This is a genomic window from Maritimibacter alexandrii (assembly GCF_005871115.1).
In the GTDB taxonomy this organism is placed as follows: Bacteria; Pseudomonadota; Alphaproteobacteria; order Rhodobacterales; family Rhodobacteraceae; genus Maritimibacter; species Maritimibacter alkaliphilus.
Genome location: NZ_SWKQ01000014.1, coordinates 87,595 through 112,178, shown reverse-complemented (window position 1 = coordinate 112,178; position 24,584 = coordinate 87,595). Strand labels below are relative to the sequence as shown.

At 65.0% G+C, this 24,584-nt stretch carries 21 protein-coding genes; 9 read left to right on the top strand and 12 right to left on the bottom strand.

Annotation, left to right across the window (positions count from 1 at the left end; all coding sequences use genetic code 11):
* Positions 1-21 precede the first annotated feature (21 nt).
* The 5 genes from ihfA to FCT00_RS17175 form a co-directional block, all read right to left on the bottom strand.
* On the bottom strand, positions 22-324 hold the full coding sequence (gene ihfA, locus FCT00_RS17195; RefSeq protein ID WP_040885460.1) for an integration host factor subunit alpha: 303 nt from the start codon (positions 322-324) through the stop codon (positions 22-24).
* Positions 325-430: 106 nt separating this feature from the next.
* Positions 431-1,405, bottom strand: coding sequence for a beta-ketoacyl-ACP synthase III (locus tag FCT00_RS17190; protein ID WP_138424002.1), 975 nt, complete (start codon positions 1,403-1,405; stop codon positions 431-433).
* Positions 1,402-2,529: a phosphate acyltransferase PlsX gene (plsX, locus tag FCT00_RS17185; protein WP_008329232.1), complete on the bottom strand. Its 1,128-nt coding sequence runs from the start codon at positions 2,527-2,529 to the stop codon at positions 1,402-1,404. The genes FCT00_RS17190 and plsX overlap by 4 nt, the downstream gene beginning before the upstream one ends.
* A gap of 21 nt (positions 2,530-2,550) precedes the next feature.
* Entirely contained in the window at positions 2,551-2,760 is a 210-nt protein-coding gene (gene rpmF / locus FCT00_RS17180) for a 50S ribosomal protein L32 (RefSeq protein WP_008329231.1), read from the bottom strand.
* Between the two features lie 273 nt (positions 2,761-3,033).
* Positions 3,034-3,555: a YceD family protein gene (locus FCT00_RS17175; RefSeq protein ID WP_235889151.1), complete on the bottom strand. Its 522-nt coding sequence runs from the start codon at positions 3,553-3,555 to the stop codon at positions 3,034-3,036.
* A gap of 129 nt (positions 3,556-3,684) precedes the next feature.
* On the opposite strand from FCT00_RS17175, the gene FCT00_RS17170 reads away from it, so the two are divergent.
* The 3 genes from FCT00_RS17170 to FCT00_RS17160 are packed head-to-tail and all read left to right on the top strand — an operon-like array spanning position 3,685 to position 6,740.
* Positions 3,685-4,152: an outer membrane protein assembly factor BamE gene (locus FCT00_RS17170; RefSeq protein WP_040884422.1), complete on the top strand. Its 468-nt coding sequence runs from the start codon at positions 3,685-3,687 to the stop codon at positions 4,150-4,152.
* A 13-nt stretch (positions 4,153-4,165) separates the two neighbouring features.
* The gene (locus FCT00_RS17165) at positions 4,166-4,894 is read left to right on the top strand and encodes a GNAT family N-acetyltransferase (RefSeq protein ID WP_138424000.1); all 729 of its coding nucleotides are present in this window, start codon (positions 4,166-4,168) and stop codon (positions 4,892-4,894) included.
* Between the two features lie 31 nt (positions 4,895-4,925).
* Entirely contained in the window at positions 4,926-6,740 is a 1,815-nt protein-coding gene (locus FCT00_RS17160; protein ID WP_138423999.1) for an ABC-F family ATP-binding cassette domain-containing protein, read from the top strand.
* Between the two features lie 92 nt (positions 6,741-6,832).
* On the opposite strand, the gene hemB is transcribed toward FCT00_RS17160, so the two are convergent.
* Positions 6,833-7,831: a porphobilinogen synthase gene (gene hemB, locus FCT00_RS17155; protein ID WP_138423998.1), complete on the bottom strand. Its 999-nt coding sequence runs from the start codon at positions 7,829-7,831 to the stop codon at positions 6,833-6,835.
* Between the two features lie 81 nt (positions 7,832-7,912).
* Between hemB and FCT00_RS17150 the strand changes: the two genes are divergently transcribed.
* Both FCT00_RS17150 and mfd read left to right on the top strand, forming a co-directional pair.
* Positions 7,913-8,482, top strand: coding sequence for a hypothetical protein (locus FCT00_RS17150; RefSeq protein ID WP_008329215.1), 570 nt, complete (start codon positions 7,913-7,915; stop codon positions 8,480-8,482).
* A 50-nt stretch (positions 8,483-8,532) separates the two neighbouring features.
* The gene (mfd, locus tag FCT00_RS17145; protein WP_138423997.1) at positions 8,533-11,994 is read left to right on the top strand and encodes a transcription-repair coupling factor; all 3,462 of its coding nucleotides are present in this window, start codon (positions 8,533-8,535) and stop codon (positions 11,992-11,994) included.
* 12 nt (positions 11,995-12,006) lie between these two features.
* Here the strand turns inward: mfd and FCT00_RS17140 are convergent, their stop codons facing one another.
* The 3 genes from FCT00_RS17140 to FCT00_RS17130 form a co-directional block, all read right to left on the bottom strand.
* Complete coding sequence (locus FCT00_RS17140) at positions 12,007-13,239, bottom strand: multidrug effflux MFS transporter (protein ID WP_171043029.1); 1,233 nt, start codon at positions 13,237-13,239, stop codon at positions 12,007-12,009.
* 82 nt (positions 13,240-13,321) lie between these two features.
* Entirely contained in the window at positions 13,322-13,966 is a 645-nt protein-coding gene (locus FCT00_RS17135) for a DsbA family oxidoreductase (protein ID WP_138423995.1), read from the bottom strand.
* 80 nt (positions 13,967-14,046) lie between these two features.
* Positions 14,047-15,594 (bottom strand): class I adenylate-forming enzyme family protein, encoded by a 1,548-nt coding sequence (locus FCT00_RS17130; RefSeq protein ID WP_138423994.1) that lies wholly within the window; start codon positions 15,592-15,594, stop codon positions 14,047-14,049.
* Positions 15,595-15,658: 64 nt separating this feature from the next.
* Between FCT00_RS17130 and FCT00_RS17125 the strand changes: the two genes are divergently transcribed.
* From FCT00_RS17125 to lpdA, 4 genes are all read left to right on the top strand, one after another.
* A complete protein-coding gene (locus tag FCT00_RS17125; RefSeq protein ID WP_138423993.1) occupies positions 15,659-16,288 on the top strand; it encodes a helix-turn-helix domain-containing protein in 630 nt (209 codons plus the stop codon).
* An 87-nt stretch (positions 16,289-16,375) separates the two neighbouring features.
* Positions 16,376-17,662, top strand: coding sequence for an MFS transporter (locus tag FCT00_RS17120; protein WP_040884420.1), 1,287 nt, complete (start codon positions 16,376-16,378; stop codon positions 17,660-17,662).
* Between the two features lie 74 nt (positions 17,663-17,736).
* Positions 17,737-18,309, top strand: a complete 573-nt coding sequence (locus tag FCT00_RS17115) for a DUF924 family protein (protein ID WP_138423992.1) — start codon at positions 17,737-17,739, stop codon at positions 18,307-18,309.
* A gap of 140 nt (positions 18,310-18,449) precedes the next feature.
* Complete coding sequence (lpdA, locus tag FCT00_RS17110) at positions 18,450-19,844, top strand: dihydrolipoyl dehydrogenase (protein ID WP_138423991.1); 1,395 nt, start codon at positions 18,450-18,452, stop codon at positions 19,842-19,844.
* Between the two features lie 52 nt (positions 19,845-19,896).
* Here lpdA and FCT00_RS17105 read toward each other — a convergent pair whose 3' ends face one another.
* The 3 genes from FCT00_RS17105 to FCT00_RS17095 all read right to left on the bottom strand — a co-directional run bounded on the left by FCT00_RS17105 (position 19,897) and on the right by FCT00_RS17095 (position 24,577).
* Positions 19,897-21,522, bottom strand: coding sequence for a hypothetical protein (locus FCT00_RS17105; RefSeq protein WP_138423990.1), 1,626 nt, complete (start codon positions 21,520-21,522; stop codon positions 19,897-19,899).
* Positions 21,523-21,639: 117 nt separating this feature from the next.
* Positions 21,640-22,002, bottom strand: coding sequence for a rhodanese-like domain-containing protein (locus FCT00_RS17100; RefSeq protein ID WP_008329202.1), 363 nt, complete (start codon positions 22,000-22,002; stop codon positions 21,640-21,642).
* Between the two features lie 76 nt (positions 22,003-22,078).
* The gene (locus FCT00_RS17095; protein ID WP_138423989.1) at positions 22,079-24,577 is read right to left on the bottom strand and encodes a vWA domain-containing protein; all 2,499 of its coding nucleotides are present in this window, start codon (positions 24,575-24,577) and stop codon (positions 22,079-22,081) included.
* Positions 24,578-24,584 lie beyond the last annotated feature (7 nt).

Here is a 24,584-nt window from a genome sequence, read left to right as displayed (position 1 = left end):
ATTGACTGCTCTTGGTCGGGCTCAGCTCTTGTTACCGGCTGCAACCCGTTCTTTCATGATCTGGGACGGACGGAAGGTCAGGACACGGCGCGGCGAGATCGGAACCTCTTGCCCGGTCTTGGGATTGCGACCCACGCGCGCCGCCTTGTCGCGCACCGAAAAGGTGCCGAACGACGAGATCTTGACCGTCTCCCCCTTCACGAGGGCGTCCGAAACATGGCCCAGCACGCTTTCGACAAGCTGGGCACTTTCGTTGCGCGACAGGCCCACTTCGCGAAACACGGCTTCGCTCAGGTCCATGCGCGTCAGCGTCTTTTCACTCATACCGTCCCCCGAGATGGTTTCGGGCAGCATGGGGCGGTTCGATTTTCAAGTCAAGATCAATGGCTTGGCAGAAGGGTTTCACGCCGATCTGGCGCGAAAGCGCCGATTACCAGCGCAGAACGACGGCGCCCCAGGCAAGACCGCCACCGATGGCCTCGGTCACGACCACGTCGTTTTCGCGGATCTGGCCGCGTTTCTTGCCCTCGTAGAGTGCAAGCGGGATCGAGGCGGCCGAGGTGTTGCCGTGGTCCTGAACCGTCACCACCACGTTGTCCATGCTCATGTCGAGCTTCTTGGCCGTGCCCTGAATGATCCGGATATTGGCCTGATGCGGCACGATCCAGTCGACGTCGGCATGGGTGAACCCGGCCTTGCCCAAGGCCGCATCGGCGGTCGCGGCGAGCTTTTCGACGGCCTGCCGGAACAGGGGATTACCCTGCATCCGCAGTTTGCCCGCCGTCCCGGTGGTCGAGACGCCGCCATCGACATACAGCATCTCGCGGTAACGCCCGTCCGAGTTCAGGTCCGAGGACAGGATGCCCCGGTCGGTGTTCTCGCCCGTGCCGGTCGCGGCCTCGATCAGCAGGGCGCCGGCCCCGTCGCCGAAGAGAACGCAGGTCGAACGGTCTTCCATGTCGAGGATACGCGAAAAGGTTTCCGCCCCGATCACCAGCACGCATTTGGACTGACCGGATACGATCAGCGCATTGGCGTTGGCCAGCGCGAAGACGAACCCGGCGCAGACCGCCTGAACGTCGAAGGCGAAGCCCTTGGTCATGCCGAGGCCGGCCTGAACCATCGTGGCGCAGGAGGGGAATGTCAGGTCGGGGGTCGAGGTCGCGACGATCACCGTATCGACCTGATCGACGCCCATGCCCGCGTCGCGCAGCGCCTCTTTGGCGGCGGCGATGGCCATCTGGGACGTGGTTTCGCCCTCGGCTGCGAAGTGGCGCCGTTCGATGCCGCTTCGCGACCGAATCCAGTCGTCCGACGTGTCGATCCGTTCTTCGAACCAGCTATTCGGGACGATCCGTTCGGGCAGGTAGTGCCCGACTCCGCGGACCACAGCGCGTGTTGTCATTCTTCTGCGCTCGCCTTCTTCTCGATCAACGCTGGCGCATCTTGGGTGTCTCCGGGGGTATATGCAACCCGTGCCGCAAGCTTCTCGTTGAAGCCCGACTGCGCGAGGTCGAAGGCGAGCTTGATTGCGGCGGAAAAGCTGGTTGCGTCAGCCGAACCGTGGCTTTTCACCACCGTCCCGTTCAGGCCGAGGAACACGCCGCCGTTCGAGCGGCGCGGGTCCATCCGCTTTTTCAGGCGGCGTAACGACGTGGTCGCGAGCAATGCCGCGATGCGGGACAGGGGCGTGGCGAGGAACGCGTCTTTCAGCGCCTCGTTCACCATCTTAGCGGTGCCTTCGCCGGTCTTCAGCGCCACGTTTCCGGTGAACCCGTCGGTTACGATCACGTCCACACGGTCGGACAGCAGATCGCCCCCTTCGACGAATCCGATGTAGTCGAAATTCGCCACCGGGGCCGCGTCGGTGATGAGGTCGGCGGCGGCCTTGATCTCGGCCCGGCCCTTGTGCTCCTCGGTCCCGACGTTGAGCAGGCCGACACGCGGGCGCTGAATGCCGTGGCCGTTGCGGGCATAGGACGCGCCCATCAGGGCGTATTGCAGCAGGTCCATTTCGTCGGCGCGGATGTCGGCGCCGCCGTCGAGCATGATGTTGAAGCCGATGGGGTTGCGCGAGGGCCAGAACACCGCGATCGCGGGGCGCGACACGCCCGGCAGCTTGCGCAGGCGCATCATCGACAGGGCCATCAGCGCGCCGGTGTTGCCGCAGGACACGCAGACCTCGGCCTCGCCGTTCTTCACGCTGTCGATGGCGGACCACATCGAGGTGTTCTTGCCGGTGCGCAGAATCTGCGTCGGCTTGTCGGTCATCGTCACCACGCCTTCGGCATGGCGCACCTCGCAGATGCCCTTGAGCTCCGGGCGCTTGGCCACAAGCGGTTCGATCTCATCCTTGTCGCCGTGCAGGATGAACCCGATGTGCTTGTTCTTGCGCGCGGATTTACCAAGACCGGCGACAACAGCCGCCGGCCCGCGGTCGCCGCCCATCGCGTCGACCGAAATGATAATGCGTTGCAGCCCCTGTGCGGAGGCCGACGTCCGGGAACCGGGGTCCGTCGTTTCCGTCATGGGGCAGGCCTCGTGTCAGGCTTACGCCGCGTCTTCGTCGTCGAAGTCCACCTCGTCGGCCATCGCGACCACTTCACGGTCGGCGTAATGGCCGCAGGACGGGCACACGTGGTGCGGACGCTTCAGCTCGCCACAGGACGGGCATTCGTTGGGGTTGTCAGCCACGAGCGAGTCGTGCGAGCGGCGCATGTTGCGGCGCGACTTGGTGACTTTGTTCTGAGGGACAGCCATGTCTCAACCTCGATGTTTGCGGGGGCTTCGGTGTCGTTGCCCTGTTTCGTCAGGGGCCGAAGCCCGTTGTTCCAGTCTCATCTTTCGCGAGTCTGACCGCCTCTTACGCGCTTAAACGCACGGTTCCAACCCATCTTTTGAAAGAGGGCCGGAACATACTGCGATTCTCCTGTTTTGCAAGGGTTTTCGCGGGGGGCGGCTGGGCCTCGGACAAACCGGAGATATGCATGGGGCGCGCGCGTTTCAAACGCGGGCGCAAAGACCTGCGAAACCTCAGTCGTCGCCGCCTTCTCCGGTCAGCTTGTCGCGCAGGGCCGCAAGCCCGGCGAAGGGCTTTGCATCCTCGTCGGTCATCGCCTCTTTCCCCGGTTCGGTGAAGACCTGCTCGCCGATCTCTTCCTCGTCGCCGCGCGGATAGTCTGGCAGGGCAAGGGCGAGCGCCTCGGCCAGCACCGTGCCCATGTCGATCTCGGTGCCGAGCGGTTCCTGATCCACGTCCTCGGGCGTTTCGCTTTCGTCGGCGGTCGTCGGTTCGAGCCCCGCGATCCATGTCCGCTCGACGTCTTCCTCGATCCGGGTCGTGACGGGATCGAGGGAAATGACGCTCATCTGGTCCACCGTGGCGCCGATGTGACCCGTGAAGCGCCAGTCGCGTTTGGACAGCGGTTTCAGCGTTCCGGTGAACCGGACCTTGCGCAGATCGTCGATTCCCAACTCGTCCGCCAGAGCCTTCAACTGCCGCTCGTTCAGGCTCACTTCGATCTCACGCGGGCGGGATTTGTCCAAATCTGCCACGCGAAGGACCGGTCCATACTCTATCTTGCCGTCAGATGCCGTCATTTGCCTTTTCGTTCCTTGAACGCCGCGCAATCATTCAATATGAACTTGGTGCAAGAGAATAAGCGGCAAGGCAAGGGGGGCAGTATGACCGCGACCGGTACGAAGGCGGGGATCCTGCGCCTTATGGCTGCCCTGGCCATCACTGTGGCCGTTTCGGCCTGCACTCCGATCTATTCCAACCACGGGTATCTTCCGACCGATCAGGACGTGGAAGAGATCATGGTTGGCCTCGACACGCGCGAAACCGTGGCGGCCATCGTCGGCAAGCCGGGGGCTGCGGGTCTGCTCACCGAAGAGGCGTGGTATTACGTCCAGTCTCGGTTCGAGCAGGTCGGCTACCGCGAGAAGGAAGAGATCGACCGCGAGGTTCTGCGCATCACCTTCACCGAGGCGGGCGTCGTCGAGAACATCGAACGCTTCGGGCTGGAAGAGGGCAACGTCGTCGTGCTGTCACGTCGTGTGACCACGTCGAACACCCGCGGCATCGGCTTCCTGCGGCAGCTTCTGGGCAACATCGGCAAGATCAACCTCGACGATATCGTCGGCGGCTGACGGGGCCCGCGTCATGGGCGCGATCCTGTCCCGTGCGGGTCTCACGGTCCGGCTGGCGGAGAACGAGTCCGAGGTCGCCGAGGCGCAACACCTGCGCCAGCGTGCCTTTCGCGGCGGTGCCACGGACACGCGCGACATCGACCCGTTCGACGCGGATTGCGACCATGTGCTCGTAGAGCGCGACGGGGCGCTCGTCGCGACCTATCGCTTCCAGAGCTTCGCGGATGGCACGGCGGCCCGGTCGGGCTATTCGGGCCAGTTCTACGACCTTGCGGGCCTCGCCACCATCGACGGCCCGATGATCGAGATGGGGCGATTCTGCCTTGCGCCCGAGGAACACGATCCCGACGTCGTGCGCATCGCATGGGCCGCCATGACCCGGATCGTGGACGGGGCCTCGGCCGCGCTCCTGTTCGGGTGTTCGTCGTTTCATGGCAATGACCCCGCACCCTACGCCGACGCGCTCGGCCTGCTGCGCGACCGGCACCTTGCGCCCGCGCATCTGAACCTCGCCGCGCAAGCGGGCGAGACGGTCGCCTTGCCCCACGGCAATTGGGACGCGGGGCAGGCGCAACGTCAGATGCCGCCCTTGCTCAGAACCTATCTCATCATGGGGGGATGGGTGTCGGACCATCTGGTCGTCGATCGCGCCATGAACACGCTGCACGTTTTCACGGGCGTCGAGATCGCCAAGGTGCCGCCGGGTCGGGCGCGTGCGCTCCGGCTGCTGGCGGGCGATTGACGAGGGCACGGGCCGGGACTAGGTGAGCGGCATGGCACGCGCACCGCTTCTTCAACTCAACGACATCTCGCTGACCTTCGGCGGCGATCCCGTCTTTCACGACCTTTCGCTGGTGGTCCAGCCCGGCGACCGGGTGGCCCTCGTCGGCCGCAACGGGTCGGGAAAATCCACGCTGATGAAGGTCATGGCCGGGATGGTCGAACCCGATCACGGCGAACGCATCCTGCCGCCGGGGATCAGCGTGGGCTATATGGAGCAGCACCCGGATATGTCGGCCTTCGCCACGCTGGGCGACTTCGCCGCGAGCGGGCTGGACGCGGGAGAGGACTACCGGGTCGAGCGTGTGGCCGAGGGGCTGAAATTCAACCCGGATGTGGCCGTGGCGACCGCATCGGGCGGGGAACGGCGGCGCGCGGCCTTGGCGAAACTCTTGGCCGAAGCGCCGGAGCTGATGCTTCTGGACGAGCCGACCAACCACCTCGACATTCAGGCGATCCAGTGGCTCGAAGACGAACTGTCCACGACGCGGGCCGGGTTCGTCCTGATCTCGCACGACCGGGCGTTCCTGAACGCGCTCACCCGCGCGACGTTGTGGATCGACCGGGGGCAGGTCAGGCGGCAGGAGGAAGGGTTCGCCAAGTTCGAGACCTGGCGCGACAAGGTCTGGGAAGACGAGGACATGCAGCGCCATAAGCTCGATCGCAAGATCAAGGCCGAAGCGCGTTGGGCGGTCGAAGGCATCTCGGCCCGGCGTAAGCGCAACATGGGCCGGGTGCGCGCGCTTGGCGATCTCAGGGCCGAGCGGGCCGCACAGATCAAGCGGCAGGGCGCTGCGGCGATGGAGTTGCAGGCGGGGCCCAAATCGGGCCGCAAGGTGATCGACGCGAAAGGCATTTCAAAGGCTTACGACGGGAAGGTGATCCTCAAGGATTTCTCGATCCTCGTGAACCGGGGCGACCGCGTGGCCTTGGTCGGCCCGAACGGCGTGGGCAAGACCACGCTTCTGAAAATGCTGATTGGGGAAGAAGCACCGGACAGCGGCACCGTTGCGCTTGGGACGGGCATCGAAATGGCGGTGTTCGACCAGAACCGCGCGACTTTGGACGACGACGCGAGCCTGTGGGAGAACCTTGCGGGCGATCCCGAAATGCGCGTCTCGGGCAAGGCCGATCAGATCCTCGTGCGAGGGCAGCCCAAGCACGTGGTCGGCTATCTGAAGGAGTTCCTGTTCGACGAACGGCAGGCGCGTGCGCCCGTGCGTTCGCTGTCGGGGGGTGAGAAGGCGCGGCTGATCCTCGCCCGGATCATGGCGAAGAGGTCGAACGTGTTGGTCCTCGACGAACCGACCAACGATCTGGACGTCGAGACGCTGGACCTGCTTCAGGAACTCATCATGGACTACGACGGCACCGTGCTTCTCGTCAGCCACGACCGTGACTTCCTCGACCGGACCGTGTCGACCACCATCGCGATGGAGGGCGACGGGCGGGCCACGGTCTATGCGGGCGGCTGGTCGGATTACCTGTCGCAGCGCACCGAGGGCGCATCGGCCCCGGTCGAGAAGGCGAAACCCGCGGCCAAACCGGCCGAGCCGAAGCCCGCGGCCAAGCCACAGAAGGCCGGGTTGTCTTTCACCGAAAAGCACCGTCTGGAGGCGCTTCCGGCGGAGATGGAACGGCTGGAGGCCGAGATCGGCAAGCTCGAAGGGCTGTTGTCGGACCCGGAGTTGTTCACGCGCGAGCCGGTCAAGTTCAAGAAGGCGACCGAGGCGCTGGTGGAGCGGCAGGAAAAGCTGGCGGCCTCGGAAGAGGAATGGCTGGCGCTGGCGGAAAAGGCCGAAGCGTAGCCGCCACAAGCCGCCTGTGGCGGCTCTGGAGGGCGCTGCCCTCCAGACCTCCCGAAGTATTTGTGAAACAGAGAAGGGGGCGCGGTTTTCGCTTATCCGTTCAGGAGCTTCGCGGCTTCGGGGGCGAAATAGGTGAGAATGCCGTCGCAGCCCGCGCGTTTGAAGCCCGCGAGGCTTTCCATCATGACCTTTTCGCTGTCGAGCCAGCCGTTCTGGATCGCCGCCTGCAACATCGCGTATTCGCCCGACACCTGATAGGCGTAGGTCGGCACGCCGAAGCTGTCTTTCACCCGGCGGCAGACGTCGAGATAGGGCATACCCGGTTTCACCATGACCATGTCCGCGCCTTCCATCAGGTCGCGTTCGACGAGGCGCAGCGCCTCGTCCGAATTGGCGGGGTCCATCTGGTAGGTCTTCTTGTCGCCTTTCAGCGCACCGGACGCGCCGACCGCGTCGCGGAAGGGGCCGTAGAAGGCCGAGGCGTATTTGGCAGAATAGGACATGATCGAGACGTTCTGGTGCCCTTCGGCTTCGAGCGCCGCGCGCATCGCGCCGATGCGCCCGTCCATCATGTCGGAGGGGCCGAGGATGTCTGCGCCCGCCTCGGCCTGCGCCAGCGCCATCTTCACGAGCGCCTCGACCGTGCGGTCGTTCACGATTTCACCGTCTACCACGAAGCCGTCGTGGCCGTTGATGTTGTAGGGGTCGAGCGCGATGTCGGTCATGATCGCGATGTCGGGCACCGCGTCCTTGATCGCGCGGGTGGTGCGGTTAGACAGGTTGTCCGCATCCCACGCGCCCGCGCAATCTTCGGTTTTCACCGACTGCTCGATATAGGGAAACAGGCAGATCGCCGGGATGCCCAGATCATGCGCCTCGCGCGCAGCTTTGACCACGAGGTCGGTCGTCATCCGTTTCACGCCGGGCATGGAGGGAATGTCGTAGGTCTCGTTCTCGCCCTCCATCAGGAACACGGGCCAGATCAGGTCGTCCACCGTCAGCGTCGTCTCGCGCACAAGCGCGCGCAGGGCGGGCGAGCGGCGGTTGCGGCGCAGGCGGGTGGTCGGGAAGGGGGCGGTTGTGCGTGTCATGTCTGCATCCTTCTGGGTTCGCTTTCCTTGCCACGGCAAAACCCGGCCCTCAAGGGGTGGCGCCGCGCGGATCACGCGCGTATGGTCGCGCAAAACAACCGCCAAGACGGGACAGGCAGCACGGTGGACTGGTATTCAGCCGTTTTCGAGCTCATCGACATGAGGAGCTTTTCCAACCTCTGGTACTGGATCGCGCTGGCGGCAGTCTGGTCCCAGACCTCGCGTTACGTGCTGGGCGTGCCTTACGACATGATCCAGCGGGCGGGCCGTCATGGCGGCGAGGCCGAGATCGACCTCGAGGACATGGTGCGCATTAATTGCAACCGGCTGCTTTACGTGGCGGGGGTGTCCGGCCTCTGGATCGTCGGGTTCGGCGCGATGCTGATGACCGGGCTGGCGATGCTCGGCTTTTACTATGACGTGGAGTTCGCGCAGGCGGTGTTCCTGCTTGGCGCGCCGATGATCGTCGTGGGGGCGCTGTCGGTGAATTCGGCGCGCGTCATTCGCGACACCGCCCTGTCGGGCCAGCCGCTACGCAAGTTCATGCATCGCCACCGGATCATGACGCAGTTCGTCGGCATGATCGCGATCTTCGTGACCGCGCTTTGGGGCATGTATCAGAACATGACCTACGGAGCGCTGGGGCAGTAGCGGCCAATCGGGCATTGACACCGCTGCCGGGCGGTTTACCTCCCACCCACATGGCCAGCCGGGATCACATCACGCTATCGGGCGCGCCCGAGGGATTCGACGCCCTCCTTGTATCCAGAGAACTGGAAAAGACCGGCGGCCCCGTGGTGCATGTCGCCCGCGACGACAAACGGCTGGCGGCGATGCAGGCGGCGCTGGGGTTCTTCGCACCGGATGTCACGGCGCTGACCTTTCCGGGTTGGGATTGCCTGCCGTTCGACCGGGTGTCGCCCAATGCCGACGTGTCCGCCGCGCGCATGGCGACGCTGGCGGCGCTGGCCCACGGGATGCCGGGGCCTTTCATTCTGCTCACCACCCTGAATGCCGCCTCGCAGCGCGTTCCGGCGCGCGAGGTTTTGGCGGAAGCGAGCTGGTCGGCCACCGTCGACAGCCGGATCGACGTGGACGGGCTGCGCGCGTTCCTTGTGCGCATGGGCTTCGCGCAGGCCCCGACGGTGACCGAGCCGGGCGATTTCGCGGTGCGCGGCGGGATCATCGACATTTTCCCGCCGGGCGAGGCGGGTCCGGTGCGGCTCGACCTCTTTGGGGATGTGCTGGACGGTGCGCGGCGGTTCGATCCCGTCAGCCAGATGACGACCGAGACGCTGTCGGCCATCGAACTGGCGCCGGTGTCCGAGATCATCATGGACGAGGCCGCGATCGCGCGGTTTCGGCAGAACTACCGCGTGGAATTCGGCGCGGGCGGATCGGACGACCCGCTTTACGAGGCGGTGAGCGCGGGGCGCAAGCATTCTGGGATGGAGCACTGGCTGCCCTTCTTCCACGAAAAGCTCGAAACCCTGTTCGACTATTTGCCGGGGGCGAGCGTGATGCTCGACGATCAGACCGGCCCCGCCCGCATCGCGCGGTGGGAAGGGATCGCGGACCAGTACGACACGCGCCGCGCCGCGATGCGCGACAAGAACCGCTTGGACACGGTCTATAAGCCGTGCCCGCCGGACCTGCTTTATCTGGACGAGGACGCATGGACCGCGGCCTTGGCCCAGATGCGCGCCATTCAATTGACCGAACTGCCGCGCCAGACCGGGCCGGGGGTCGTGGACGGCGGCGGGCGGATCGGCCGGAATTTCGCGCCGGAACGGCAGCAGGAAAAGATCAATCTGTTCGAAGTGCTGGCCGCCCATATCCGGGCGCGGCGGGACGAGGGGCCGGTTGTCGTCGCTTCCTATTCCGAAGGCGCGCGCGAACGTCTCGGCGGGCTTCTATCGGACGAGGATCTGACGGCGCAGACCGAGATCACCGATTTCCGCGACGTGGCGGCGGGAAAGGGCGGGCTCTACCTCGCCGTGTGGCCGCTGGAGCATGGGTTCGAAGCGCCGGGCCTGACGGTCATATCCGAGCAGGACGTTTTGGGCGACCGCCTGATCCGTGCGCCCAAGCGCAAGCGGCGGGCCGAGAACTTCCTGACCGAGCATCAAAGCCTCAGTCCCGGCGAGTTGATCGTTCACGTCGATCATGGCGTCGGTATCTATCGCGGGCTCGAGACGATTACGGCGCTTGGGGCGCCGCATGACTGCGTGCTTCTGGAATACGCGGGCGGGGATCGGCTGTATCTACCCGTCGAGAACATCGAGCTTCTGTCGAAATACGGGCATGAACAGGGGCTTCTCGACAAGCTGGGCGGTGGCGCGTGGCAGGCCAAGAAGGCGCGGCTGAAAGAGCGTATTCGCGAGGTTGCCGACAAGCTGATCCGGCTTGCCGCCGAACGGAGCCTGCGCAAGGCCCCGGTGATGGAGGCCCCGCATCACGCGTGGGAGGAATTCGCGGCGCGCTTCCCCTATACCGAGACGGACGATCAGCTTTCGGCCATCGCGGACGTGATCGAGGATATGTCGGCGGGCAGCCCGATGGATCGCCTGATCTGCGGCGATGTGGGCTTCGGCAAGACCGAGGTGGCGATGCGCGCGGCCTTCGTCGCGGCGCTGAGCGGCAAACAGGTCGCGGTGATCGCGCCGACCACGCTGCTGGCGCGTCAGCACTACAAGAGTTTCGCGGAACGCTTCCGGGGCTTTCCCATACAGGTGAGCCAACTCAGCCGTTTCGTGAGCCAAGGCGAGGCGAACCGCACCCGCGAGGGGATGAAGGACGGGACCGTCGATATCGTCGTCGGCACCCATGCGCTGCTGGCCAAAGGCACACGGTTCAAGGATCTGGGCCTGCTGGTCATCGACGAGGAACAGCGGTTCGGCGTGAGCCACAAGGAGCGGCTGAAGGAGTTGCGCTCGGACGTGCATGTGCTGACCCTGTCCGCCACGCCGATCCCGCGCACGCTTCAGATGAGCCTCACGGGCGTGCGCGACTTGTCGATCATCGGCACGCCGCCAGTGGATCGGTTGTCGATCCGCACCTACGTATCCGAGTTCGACACCGTGACGGTGCGCGAGGCGCTGTTGCGTGAGCACTACCGCGGCGGGCAGAGTTTCGTCGTGGTCCCGCGCGTGAAAGACCTGCGCGAGATCGAAGAATTCCTCGAAACGCAGGTGCCCGAGGTCAGCTTCGTCACCGCCAACGGGCAGATGGCGGCGGGCGAGCTCGACGACCGGATGAACGCCTTTTACGACGGCAAGTTCGATGTGCTGGTCGCGACCACCATCGTGGAAAGCGGACTCGACATTCCGACCGCCAACACGATGGTCGTCTGGCGCGCCGATATGTTCGGGCTGGCCCAGCTTTACCAGATCCGGGGAAGGGTGGGCCGGTCAAAGACCCGTGCCTATTGCTACCTCACCACCAAGCCGCGTGTGCCGCTGACGCCGGGGGCCGAAAAGCGGCTCAAGGTGCTGGGCTCGCTCGACAGTCTTGGCGCGGGCTTTGCGCTCGCGAGCCAAGACCTTGATATTCGCGGGGCTGGCAACCTCTTGGGCGAGGAGCAGTCCGGCAACATGAACGAGGTCGGCTATGAGCTTTACCAGCACATGCTGGAGGAGGCGATTGCCAAGATCCGCTCCGGCGAACTCGAAGGCCTTACCGACTACGAAGAAACCTGGGCGCCGCAGATCAACCTTGGCGTCCCCGTCATGATCCCCGAGGGTTACGTGCCCGATCTGGACGTGCGGCTGGGCCTGTATCGCCGCCTGTCGGACCTGACCACCAAGGTCGAGCTTGAAGGCTTCGCCGCCGAGTTGATCGACCGGTTCGGGAAGCTCCCGAAAGAGGTGAACACGCTGCTTCTGATCGTGCGCATCAAAGCGATGTGCAAACGGGCGGGGATCGCGCGGCTGGATGGTGGGCCGAAGGGCGCGACGATCCAGTTCCACAACGACAAGTTCGCCTCGCCCACCGGGCTGGTCGAGTTCATGCAGGCGCAGAACGGGCTGGCCAAGGTCAAGGACAACAAGATCATCGTGCGGCGCGACTGGAAGAAGGACTCGGACAAGATCAAAGGCGCCTTCGCCATCGCCCGCGATCTGGCCGAAAAGGTCGTGGCCGAGAAGAAAAAGGCGAAAGCCTGAGCCACGCCCGGGTCAGGCTTTCCGCTCGCGCCCCATGTCGGTCAGCACCAGTGACAGTGCAAGAAACGAGCATCCCACCGCGCCCAGCATGATCGGCCGGGGCGTTCCGTCGAAGGCCTGACCGATGGCGGCGGCGATGGGCATACCCAGACCCATACCGAAGGCCCCGATCACGGCCGAGGCGGTGCCCGCGACATGCGGCAGCGGCTCCATCGCGAGCGCCGTTACATTGCCCAGCGTCAGACCATTGATGAAGAACAGCGAAAGCGTCCAAGCCATGAAGACGCCGATCCGAACCGGATCGCTTGCGGTTTCCAGCCCGCCCAGCGTCCACAAGCCGAACGCAAGAGTGGCGAAGACGGTCTGAGATCCGAAGGCGGCGATGAGCATACGCCGCATTCCGACCTTCATGACCAGCCGGCTGTTGATGAAGCCGGCGCCGGCGGACAACAGGGCGATGATCGCGAAGTAGACCGGGAACATGTCGCCCACGCCAAGCGCATCGACCCAAAGCTGCTCTGCCGCACTCAGATAGGCGATGAACTGACCATACATCAGGACCTGCACGGCAAGATAGCGGCGCGAGACAGGCGTCGTCAGGACTTCGCGTGCGGCGGCCAGAATGGGCTTGATCCGAAAGGCGCGGCGGTGCGCGGGGTCAAGCGTCTCCGGCTGGCGCAGAAGGAACCAGCCAAGGACGAGCAGCCCGAACAGGACATAGACACCGAACAGGCCCCGCCAGCCCACGAAAAAGATGATCTGCTGCCCCAAGAGGGGGGCGGCCGCCGGGACGACGACGAAGAACATGAATATGAGCGAGGCGATCCGCGCCTGCTCGGCCCCCGAAAAAAGGTCGCGTGTCACGGTCTGGGAGACGATGCGGGCGGCGGCGGCCCCGAACCCCATGAAGAACCGGGACAGAATGAGAAGTTCGAGCGATGGGGCGAACACGCCGGCGATGGCGGCCACCACGTATGTCCCGATCCCGGCTGCAAGGGCGCCGCGCCGTCCGATGCTGTCAGCCAAGGGTCCGAACAGCAGCATCCCGGCCGCGCCGCCGAGCAGGAAGATACTCACGAGGTATTGCGTGCGCGACTTGTCGTCACGCGCCATCTCGGCGGCGATATCGGTCATCGCGGGCAACATGGAATCCGTGGTGAACGCCATGAGGGACATGAGACCCGCGAGGATCGCGACAAGCTCCAGCGTGCCGATACGTTTGGTGGGGGCGGAGGTGTAGGACATGTGCCTTCGGAATTTGTGTGCTATCGGCATATATCCGCGAGCGCGCGAATGCCAGCCCCGCCGATGCACGCGCGTTGTGCGCTCAGGCCGTGCCCTGAACCTGCGCCGCGATTTCGTCGATCACCTTGAGCCACAGATCGGTGGGCTGCGCCCCCGGCACGACATGCTGGTTCGCGATCACGAAGGTCGGCACCGCGTTCACGCCCTTTTCCCGCGCATCGATGTCGCGCGCCCGGATGTCGTCCGCATCGGCGCCGCTTTCCAGAAGCCGCAGGATCATCTCACGATCCATCTCCGCACCCTCGGCGATGTCGGCCAGAACGCCGCGGTCGCCGATGTCGCGCCCTTCGACGAAATAGGCCTTGAACAGCCGTGACACGATCGCGGTCTGCCGCTGTTCCAGCCCGGCCCAATGGATCAGACGGTGCGCGTCCAGCGTGTTGGGCTGATGGGCGATCGCGTCGAAATTGATGTTCAGCCCGCTCGCCTCGGCCTCACGGACCACCGGCATATAGGCTTGAACCGCGCCCTCCTTGCCCCCGAACTTGGCCTCGAGATAGGCGCGCCGGTCCATCCCGCCCGCCGGCATGTCGGGGTTCAGCATGAACGGATGCCATTCGATGTCGAACGGATGGTTCGGGCGCTGTTCGAGCGCACGGTCGAGCCGCGCCTTGCCGATGTAGCACCACGGGCAGACCGGGTCGGAGAAGATGTAAAGTTTCAGCATGTACGACTCCTACGCCGCCCGCGCCCAATTGTCACCTGCACGTGCGGTCCGGCTTTTGTGGTCCCGAAAAACCGGACCCATCAGCCTTTGCGACCGACGGCCCCGAACTCTCCCGCCTCGGCCTGTGCTCTCAAGGCGCGCCTGAGCAGCTTGTTGTTCGCGCCCTTGGGAAGTGCATCGACGGCGATGAACACTCGTGGGCATTTGTAATGGGCAAGGGTGTCGCGGGCATGGGCCGTAAGTGCCGCTTCATCCGGCGCGGCCCCCGGTTCCGGCACGTAAAAGCAGGCGATCACCTTGGCCGTGGCCGAGACGGACAGCTCGACCGCCGCCGCCTCGTGCACGTCGGGATAGAGGACCATGGCGCTTTCGACCTCGACCGGAGAGACGCGGAAACCGCCCGCGTTCATCATGTCGTCGTCGCGCCCGAGATACCGGATCGCGCCGTCTTCCGTCATCAGGACCGAATCCCCGGTGAGAAACCACTCACCCTGATAACGCGCGCGGGTCTCGTCCTCGGCACCCACGTAGCCCAGCATCAGCCCCGGATCGTCGCGGTGGATCGCCAGCACGCCCGGCACGTCTCGGGCCACCGGCCCGTCGGCGCCCAGAACCGCGACCCTGCGGCCCGGCTGCGGGTAGCCCAGGCATCCCGCCGGCGCGGGCCGGGTGGGGGCGCCGGAGACGAAGGTGGAGCATTCCGACATGCCGAACGCTTCGTGAAGCGTGGTGCCGGTCGCCGCCTCCCACGCCGCGCGGATCGGGTCGGCGAGCTTCTCGCCCGCCGTCAGACCGTGGCGCAGGTCCGGCGCGTCCGGCATCTCGCCGCGCAGCATCTGCCGATAAACCCCCGGCGCAGCGGCGAAGATCGTCACCCGCTCCGCCGCGATGAGGTCGGGCAGGGCCTTTGAGTTCGTGCCGGGTGCCGGAATCAAGGCCGTCGCGCCGCGCGACCACGGGTCCATCAGCCCGGTGCCCAGCGTATAGGTCCAGTTGAACGCGCCCGCATGCATCAGCCGGTCCTCCGGCGTCAGACCATACCAACCCTCCCACATCATCCGCCGCGCCCAGATCGCGCGATGGGCGTGCAGCACGGCGCGCGGTTTGCCGGAAGTGCCGGAGGTGAAAATCGCATAGGCCGGGCGGTTCGGGTCGCCCATCGCGAACGCAGCCTCTGGACCCGTGGCAAGGTCGTGAAGCGCCGCCTCCGTCAGGACCGGGCAGGGCAGGGGATCGGGCAGGGCCACCCCCGCACCCGCCACGATCAAAGCGGGGTCGATCTGCGCGGCCATCCCCGTGATCTCGCGGGCCGTCAGTTGCGACGAGGTCGGGACCGGAACCAGCCCGGCGGCAATGGCGCCGAGAAAGGCCAAAGGAAATTCCACGGTGTTTCCCAGACGCAGCAGCACCCGGTCGCCCGGAACCAGCCCCTGTGTGAGAAGGCCGCCCGCGATGGCGCGCACCGCGCGGGTCAGACGCGCATAGGTCCAGTCGTCGCGGGCTTCGCCCAGAACCGACAGCGCCAGCTTGTCGGGCGTCCCGGACCCGCCGGACAGAACATAGGCCGCCATGTTGAAGGCGTCGGGCGGCGGCGGAAGGTCGGGCTGTGAATGGTAGATCGCGTCCATGCGCACAGCTATGTCAGCCCGCAGGCCAGTTGCAATAGCCTGACCTTCCGGCATAAAACGGCGCATGGCCGAAAACAACCCAACCATGCCCAGCCTGATCCGTCTCGCCCGCGAAAGCGGCGGGTCCGCGCCCGATCCGCAACCGCTGGATCTGGGCGAACGGGTGCGCGACCTGCGCAAGTCGCGCGGCTGGACGCTGGAACAGGCCGCCAATCAGGCGGGGCTCGCACGCTCGACCCTGTCCAAGATCGAGAACGGCCAGATGTCGCCCACCTTCGAGGCGCTCAAGAAACTGGCGGTGGGGCTCGAGATCTCGGTGCCCCAGCTTTTCACCCCGCCGCAGGACGCGCGGGTGTCCGGCCGGATGACGGTGACCAAGACCGGCGAGGGGCAGGCGCATCCGACCGCCACGTACGAGCACGAATTGCTCGCCGGTGCCCTGACCAAGAAGGCGATGCTGCCCTACCGCGCCCGTGTGCGCGCCCGCAGCTTCGATGAATTCGACGGATGGGTGCGCCACGACGGCGAAGAATTTCTTTACGTCCTCACGGGTGAAATCCGCCTGATTACGGAATTCTACGAGCCGGTCGACATGCGGCGCGGCGACAGCGCCTATTACGACGCCTCCATGGGTCACAACGTCATTTCGATCTCGCCGGAGGATGCCCTGATCCTCTGGGTCACGTCGCTCTGACGCGAAACGCCGCCGAAGGGTCGCGCAAGGCTCGCACCCCAGCGTGATGGCTGTTAGTCGGGGGGCACCACCGGCAAGGAGCGTGCGATGATTCAGGTTCTATCCAGTTCTTGGGCCCTGCTATTGGGCATCATGTTCCTGATGGTCGGCAACGGCATTCAGGGCACGCTCCTGGGTATTCGCGGCGGGCTCGAAGGGTTTTCGACCTTCGAGATGTCCGTGGTGATGTCGAGCTACTTCGCAGGCTTCCTGTTCGGGTCGCGGGCCGCCCCCGAACTGATCCGCCGCGTGGGCCATGTCCGCGTCTTCGCGGCGCTATGCAGTTTCATTTCCGCCGTGCTCATCCTTTATCCGACGCTGACCAACCCGATCGCGTGGTCGCTCCTGCGCCTGTTCATCGGGTTCTGCTTCTCGGGCGTATACGTCACGGCGGAAAGCTGGCTCAACAATCAGGCGACGAACGAGACGCGTGGCCAGTCGCTTGCCCTCTACCTCATCGTGCAAATGATCGGGGTCATCGCCGCGCAGGGCCTTGTCGTGCTGGGCGATCCCTCCGGTTTCGTGCTGTTCATCCTGCCCTCGGTGCTGGTGTCGATCTCGTTCGCGCCGATCCTTCTGTCGATCTCGCCGACACCCGCCTTCGACACCGCCCGGCGCATGACCCTGCGCGAGCTTTTCAACAACTCGCCGCTCGGCGTCATGGGGATGCTGCTGGTCGGCGGCGCCTATGCGGCCATGTTCGGCATGGCGGCGGTCTATGGCACCGAGGCGGGGCTGACGGTCGAGCAGCTCTCGCTGTTCGTGGCGATGTTCTATGTCGGCGGCATGGTCCTGCAATATCCCATCGGGTTCATTTCGGATCGGGTCGACCGCCGGCTGCTTATCATCATCACGGCGGGCGTGGCCGTGGCGGCATCGGTCGCGGGATACCTGTTCCCGGTCTATGCCATCCTGCTGGTCGCGGCGTTCTTCATCGGCGGGATGCTCGGGCCGCTCTACGCGCTCCTCATCGCGCATACGAATGATTTTCTGGATCACGAGGATATGTCGGCGGCCTCGGCCGGGCTGATGTTCGTCAACGGCGTCGGCGCGATTGCCGGGCCGCTCGCGGTCGGGTGGATCATGGGGCCGATGGGGGCCGAGGGCTTTTTCTTCGTCATCGGCTTCCTTCTGGCGCTCGTCGTCCTCTACGGCCTCTGGCGCACGACCCGTCGCCCGTCGGCTTCGGTGGACTCGACCGTCAGCTATGCGGCCCTGTCGCCGCAGGCCTCGCCCGTCGCGATGGAGGTGGCGCAGGAATTCTATGCGGACGCCGTCGAGGAGGCTGCGGAGGCAAGCGAAGATGCCACACATGCAGAAAGCGACATGCGTTGAGCCTAAGTCCCCTTGTCCGAACGTAAAAACTTTGTAACGTCGGGCTAGGGACAGGCGAGGGCGAGGAGGGTGTCATGGCCAACCCCGAGGAGATACTCAGCTTCTGGCTGGATGAGATCGGCCCGAAAGGCTGGTACGAGGGAACGGACGATCTGGACGCCCTTGTGGTCGAGCGGTTCGGCGATGCCTGGCGCGAGGCGACGCGGGGCGCATATTCGCTCTGGCTGACCTATCCCAGTGGAACGCTCGCCTACATCATCCTGCTCGACCAGTTCCCGCGTAATATGTTCCGGGGGTCGGGCAAGGCGTTTTCGACCGACAAGGTGGCGCTTGCGGCGGCGAAATGCGCCATCGACAAGAATTGGGACATGAAGATCGACGAACCGGCGCGCCAGTTCTTCTACATGCCGCTCATGCATTCCGAGAACCTGATCGATCAGGATCGCTGTGTGCGGCTGATGCTGACGCGGATGCCCGAGACCGGGGCGGGCAACCTTCTTCATGCGAAGGTCCACCGCGAAGTCATCCGCCGCTTCGGGCGGTTCCCGTATCGCAACGACGCACTTGCGCGCACGACGACCGGGGCCGAGGCGGCCTTCGTCGAACAGGGCGGTTACGGCGCCATGCTGCGCGAAATGTCCGCCTGACCCAACTCACCGAATCGTCTAGACTATACGGGTCCGCCGGTTTCGCTGGCGGACCTTGTTTTTGCTGGGTTTTCTGTGGCGATTGATCGTCCCGCAGAAATAGTTTAAGGGTAAACTACTTTTTCGCGAGGGAGATATCGATGGCTGAGACCAGCTTTGACGTGATCGTGGTCGGCTCCGGTCCGGGGGGCTACGTGGCCGCGATCCGGGCGGCGCAACTGGGCCTGAAGGTCGCGGTGGTGGAGCGTGAGCATCTGGGCGGTATCTGCCTCAACTGGGGCTGCATTCCGACCAAGGCGCTCCTGCGGTCGGCCGAGGTCTATCACCTCATGCACCGGGCCAAGGATTTCGGCCTGTCGGTCGAAAAGGCGGGCTACGATCTGGACGCGGTCGTGCAGCGGTCGCGGGGCGTGGCCAAGCAGCTTTCCGGCGGCGTGGCGCACCTTCTCAAGAAGAACAAGGTGACGGTCGTCATGGGCGACGGGTCGATCCCCGCCAAGGGTAAGGTCGCGGTCAAGACCGACAAGGGGACCGAGACGCTGACGGCGAAGAACACCATCCTCGCCACGGGCGCGCGGGCGCGCACCCTTCCGGGGCTCGAAGCCGACGGGGATCTGGTCTGGACCTACAAGCACGCGCTCCAGCCCCCTCGGATGCCGAAAAAGCTTCTGGTCATCGGGTCGGGGGCGATCGGCATCGAATTCGCGAGTTTCTTCAACACGCTCGGGGCCGACACGACGGTGGTCGAGGTCATGGACCGCGTGCTGCCGGTCGAGGATGCCGAGATTTCGGCCTTCGCCAAGAAGCAGTTCGAAAAGCAGGGCATGAAGATCCGCGAGAAATCGACGGTGACCAAGCTGGACCGCGGCAAGGGCAAGGTCACGGCCCACATCGAGAAGGGCGGCAAGACCGAGACGGAAGAGTTCGACACGGTCATTTCCGCGGTCGGGATCGTCGGCAATGTCGAAGGTCTCGGGCTCGACGAAATTGGGGTCAAGGTCGACCGCACCCATGTCGTGACCGACGAATACTGCCGCACGGGCGTGGACGGGCTTTATGCCATCGGCGACATCGCGGGCGCGCCCTGGCTGGCGCACAAGGCCAGCCACGAGGGCGTCATGGTCGCCGAACTGATCGCGGGCCAGCACGCGCATCCGGTGAAACCGGAAAGCATCGCGGGCTGCACCTATTGCAACCCGCAGGTGGCAAGCGTCGGCTACACCGAAGCCAAGGCGAAAGATCTGGGCTACGACGTCAAGGTCGGCAAGTTTCCCTTCATCGGCAACGGCAAGGCCATCGCGCTGGGTGAACCGGAGGGGATGATTAAGACGGTGTTCGACGCCAAGACCGGCGAATTGCTGGGCGCGCATATGGTCGGGGCCGAAGTGACCGAGCTCATCCAAGGCTACGTGGTCGGGCGCCAGCTTGAAACCACGGAAGAGGATCTGATGGCGACCGTCTTCCCGCATCCGACCTTGAGCGAAATGATGCACGAGTCGGTGCTCGACGCCTACGGCCGGGCGATCCACTTCTGATCCGGGCCGGATCGGCGATGCAGGCGGGGGCGGCGACGCCCCCGTTCGCGTTTCAGGGCTTTGCGTAGCGCAGCATCTCGGCCCCGCGCTGCACCTCTTCGATGGCGTCGTTCAGAGTCTGGAGCGCATGGGTCATCGATTCGCGCATGAGCGTCGCGGCCCGGACATCTTCCGGATCGGGTCCGACGGGCAGCGCCTGATCCCCCGCCACCACGGCCTTCGCCAGCGCGCGAAACGCCTCGTCCATGCGTGACAGCATTCGGTTGATGTCACGGGCCAGCCCGCCAAGATGGGTCGCCTCATAAACCTCGTCGATCCGGTAGTTGAAAATGCCGTTCTCAAGGTTCTCGATCACCGTCCCGATGGCATCGCGCAGGTTCTGAAGGTCTTCCTGCTCGTCGGCCCGCAGCCGTTCCAACGCCGCGCGCTTGGTCGTGTATTCCGCACGCTCGGCCACCATGCGGGCGTGCTCGCGCAGCATGTCGTCGCGTTCGAGGGACAGGCCGCGCAGATCCTCGGACTTGCGGATATTGTCCACCAGCGCCTCGCGAAACCGGCGCGACGCGCGGGCGATGCGCCCGATCTCGGTGTCGCTCGCGTAGGCGGACAGGTCGACATGGGTTTCGCCCGCCGCAAGGGCGCCCAGACCCTGCGCGATGGCGGCGGCGGGGCGAACGACGATGCGTTCGATCACGAAGTGAAGGCCAAGGCTGAAGCCGATCACGCCCAGACAGACGACCAGCGCCATCGCGATGGCCCCTTGTTTCAGCAGCGCCATCTGCGCGTGGAGATCGGCCAGACAGGCGCGGTATTCCAACTGGATCTGCTTGCCGAGCGTGATGAACGCGGCATAGGCGGCATCCTTGGTCACACCGACGGCGGCGTCGAGTTCGGCGGCGGTCGCGCCCGCCGCGATCATCTCGGCGGCGATGTCCAGATTGACGCGGAAATCGACGATGACTCCGGCCAGATCATCAAGCGCGGCGGCTTCCGCCTCGTTCACCCCGAAGGAGCGATAGGCTTCGAGTGCCAGCAGCGCCCTGTCGATGGCCGCGCGCGCTTGGGTCTGGTAGTCCGGCGACTTGCGCAGCACGTAGTTCTTGAAGTGATGGATCATGCCGTCGTAGCCAAGCGCGCGGCGCAACTCGAACAGCACTTTCCATTTGGTGCTTTCACCGTCCTCGATCACCGCCTTGCGCAGATTGTCCAGCGCGGCGGCCGCGTGGCTGTCATCGACGCGGACCACCCTGTCGATGGCTTCGACCTGATCGTCCATCGCCCGGATCCTGCGCACCACTTCGATCTGAGCGGCATAGTCTTCGACCATCGCGCGGACCGCTTCGATGTCCGCCTCATGCGCGGCGCCGAGCTGCCGTTCCAGCTTGTCGAGGTTCGACAGGATCGCCCCTGTGCTTTGGTCGAAGACCCGAATCTCTTCGCCGCCGCGCAACAGGTGGTTCTTGAAGGCATGGATCATGCCGCCGAAGCCGAGGTTTCCGACGATCTCGTTCATCGCGATCACGTTCGGGTCGGACTGCCGTTCGACCATGTCGATCTGGCGGTCCAACTGGCCGACGAGTGTGTACAGGCCGAGAGAGGCGGCGGCGAACGCCACCGCGCAAACGAAACAGACGACCGAAGTCAGGTTGGAAAAGGCTTTGAGTGTGAGAGGTTTCATGGTCACGCGCGTCCGTCGAATAAGTGAACGCCGTGATGCTCGGACCAAGGGATTAAGAAAAAGCGGACGATCCCGGTGTGGAATCGTCCGCCTTTGTTTCAATTTCGAACGGACGGGTCAGGCCCGCACGATCTTGCCGCCCGCCATCTGCCAGTGACCAAGCCCGCCGATGTTCGACACGTCGAACCCGAAGGACGAGAACACCTGAGCCGCCATCGACGAGCGGGCGCCCGAGGCGCAGTACACCGCCACCGGCTTGTTCGTATCCAGCGCCGGGTTGAAATCCGGGCTGCGCGGGTCGGCCTGCATCCGGATGACCGCGAGCGGGATATGAACCGCGCCCTCGGCCTTGCCGGTCATGGCAAGCTCGTTGTGGTCGCGCACGTCGACCAGGGTGATTTCGCCGGCGGCGGCCTTTTCGACCGCGTCCTTCGGCGACAGGCTGGGCATGGAGCGCCCTCCGAACATGGCTTTCAGCATTGGAACACATCCTTCATTCGCATTTGACGACGAATATATTCCAAAAAATGAATACGTCAAGGGTCTCCGATGCGCGTCACGGAACGGTGAAGGGCGTGGTGGCCAGGATGCGGTCGGTCGTCCCGTCCAGAATATAGCGCAACTCATAGGTGCCCGAGGCTTCGGGAACGTCCAGAACCGCCGGATTGCCGTTCGATGTGTAGGCATAATCCTCATAGGTGCTCAGGTTCGACTCCGGGGTCGCGATCGCCACGTAGTCGCGGCGATGACCGGGGCCGTCCCATGTCACCTCGATCTTGTCACCGACGAGGGCACCGCCAAGCGTGGCCGTCACTTCGCTCACCGTGATCGGTGTGCGGGTCAGCACCTTGGCCGGTCGCCCGGCCTGAACGTATTGCAGTTCATAGGTGCCAGCCACGGACGGAAGCTGGATGTCGAGCGGGCTGCCTTCCTGCGCATAGGTGTAGGTGATGTAATCCCCGGCGTCCGACCCGGTCTCGGCCACGGTCAGATAGTCGCCCTTGGTGGCCGGGCCTTCCCACGTGACCGAGATATCGCTGCCTGCGGGAGCCGACGCAGCGGCCGACAGGGTGGCCGTCGCCGCCTCGACCGAGATCGGCGTGCTTCCCAGAATCTTGCTGCCCTGACTGGCGATATAGCGGATTTCGTAATCGCCTGCGTCGGTCGGCATCAGGATGTCGAGCGGGCTGCCTTCGTTCGTATAGGTGTAGGTGACGTAATCGCCCCCATCCGCGCCGACCTTGGCCACGGCAAGGTAGTCCGACTTGTAGTCAGGGCCGGTCCACTCCACCGACACTTCCGAGCCGCCGAGAGCCGAGGGCGGGGCGGTGATCGACGCGCCGACGGCGGTCAGGGTGATCGGTTCGGAATGCAGCACCGACTGGTCCTGCCCAAGGAAATACCGGATCTCGTAGTCGCCCGGCTCGATCGGTGCCTTCACCACCAGCGGGTTGCCCGCGTTGGTGTAGGTATAGGTCAGGTAGGGCCGTTCATCGCGCCCCACACGCCCGATCCCGATATAGTCGTTCTTGGCGTCCGGCCCGGTCCAGCCGATCTCGACATCCGCGCCCGCGACCGCTTCGTCCGGGCCGTCGAGCGTGACCATCGTCTCGTTCACCTCGAATGGTTCCGACCGGCCCGCGACGTGACGCGAGGCCGACAGAACATAGCGAAGTTCGTACGTGCCGGGTTCGGTCGGCATCGGAACCGCAAGCGGATTACCGTCGCGGGTGTAGGCATAGGTCTCGTAATACCCGTCGCCCTGATCCAGCGCGGCGACGGTCAGGTAGTCGCCCCTGTAATCCGGGCCGACCCATTCGATCTCGGGTCGCATCCCCACCGCCGCCTCGTCCGGCGCGGTGATCTGGATGTCGAGCGGCGTCACTTCGATGGCCGTCCGGGCAAGCACATCGCCGCCCCTGCCAAGCATGTAGCGGATTTCGGCGGGGCCGGCGACGGGCGGCATCCGCACCATGACGACACCATCCTCGGCATTCCGGGTGTAGTCGTAGGCGTCGTAATATCCGTCGTCCTTGTCGGCGGTGGCCGAGGCGATGTAATCGCCCTCGGCGTCCGGCCCGGTGAAGCTCACCGGCACGAGCGACCCGGCGGGTGCCGAGGCGGGGGCTTCGACGGTCGCGTCCGGCAGGGGTTCAACATACGCGGGCAGGGCGATGGTGATGACCATGTCGCCGCCCCCGATGGTGAAGCTGGCGGTTCCGGTGGCTTCGTCCGACAGGCGCAGCACCTCGGCGGTGCCCGCCGTTCCGGCCGCCATGCCATAGCTCAGGCTGTCGTCCTCGACCTTGTTGGCATAAACCTGCTCGCCCCCTTCGATGGTCCAGACCAGACCTTCGGGAATGATCGGCCCGTTCTCGCCATCGGTCGCGCGGAAGGTGATCGTGTGGATGGCGGGTTCCGGCTCCGGCTCGGGTTCCGCGATGGCGACCTCTTCCAGCGCACCGGACAATTCGCTCGCGTTCGAGGCCGCGCGATACATGCCGCCCGTCTCTTCGGCCAGACACTGAAGCTGGGCCTGCGCCTCCGGTTCGGTCACGTCGAAACCGATGACATGGGCGGTGAAGCCGACGCCGGTTTCCTCAAGCTGCCGACCGAGCGCGCAGGGGTCGAAATCGCAGGTCTCGATCCCGTCGGAGACGAGGATCACGGTCGCGGCTTCCTCGGTATATTTCAGGGTTTCCGCGGCTTGCAGAACGGCGGCGGAGAGCGGCGTTTTGCCTTTTGGATTCAACCCGTTGACCGCATCCGCAATGGCTTGGCGATCGGTGCCGGGTTCATATAGCAATTCGATGTCGCCGCAGTCGCCCTTGGTCCGGTGCCCATAGGCGACAAGCCCCAGCGCCTGATCTTCGGGAAGCGTGCCGAGAAGGTCGCCCACGACCTCCCGCGCGATGACGATCTTGTTCACCCCTTCGATCTGGCCCCACATGGACCCCGACGCGTCGAGCACCAGGATGGCCGACGGACGGTCCTGAGCCGTGGCCGCGACCGTCGTGGCGAGAAAAAGCAAAGCGGTGAAAATGGCGCGCAACATGACGTCC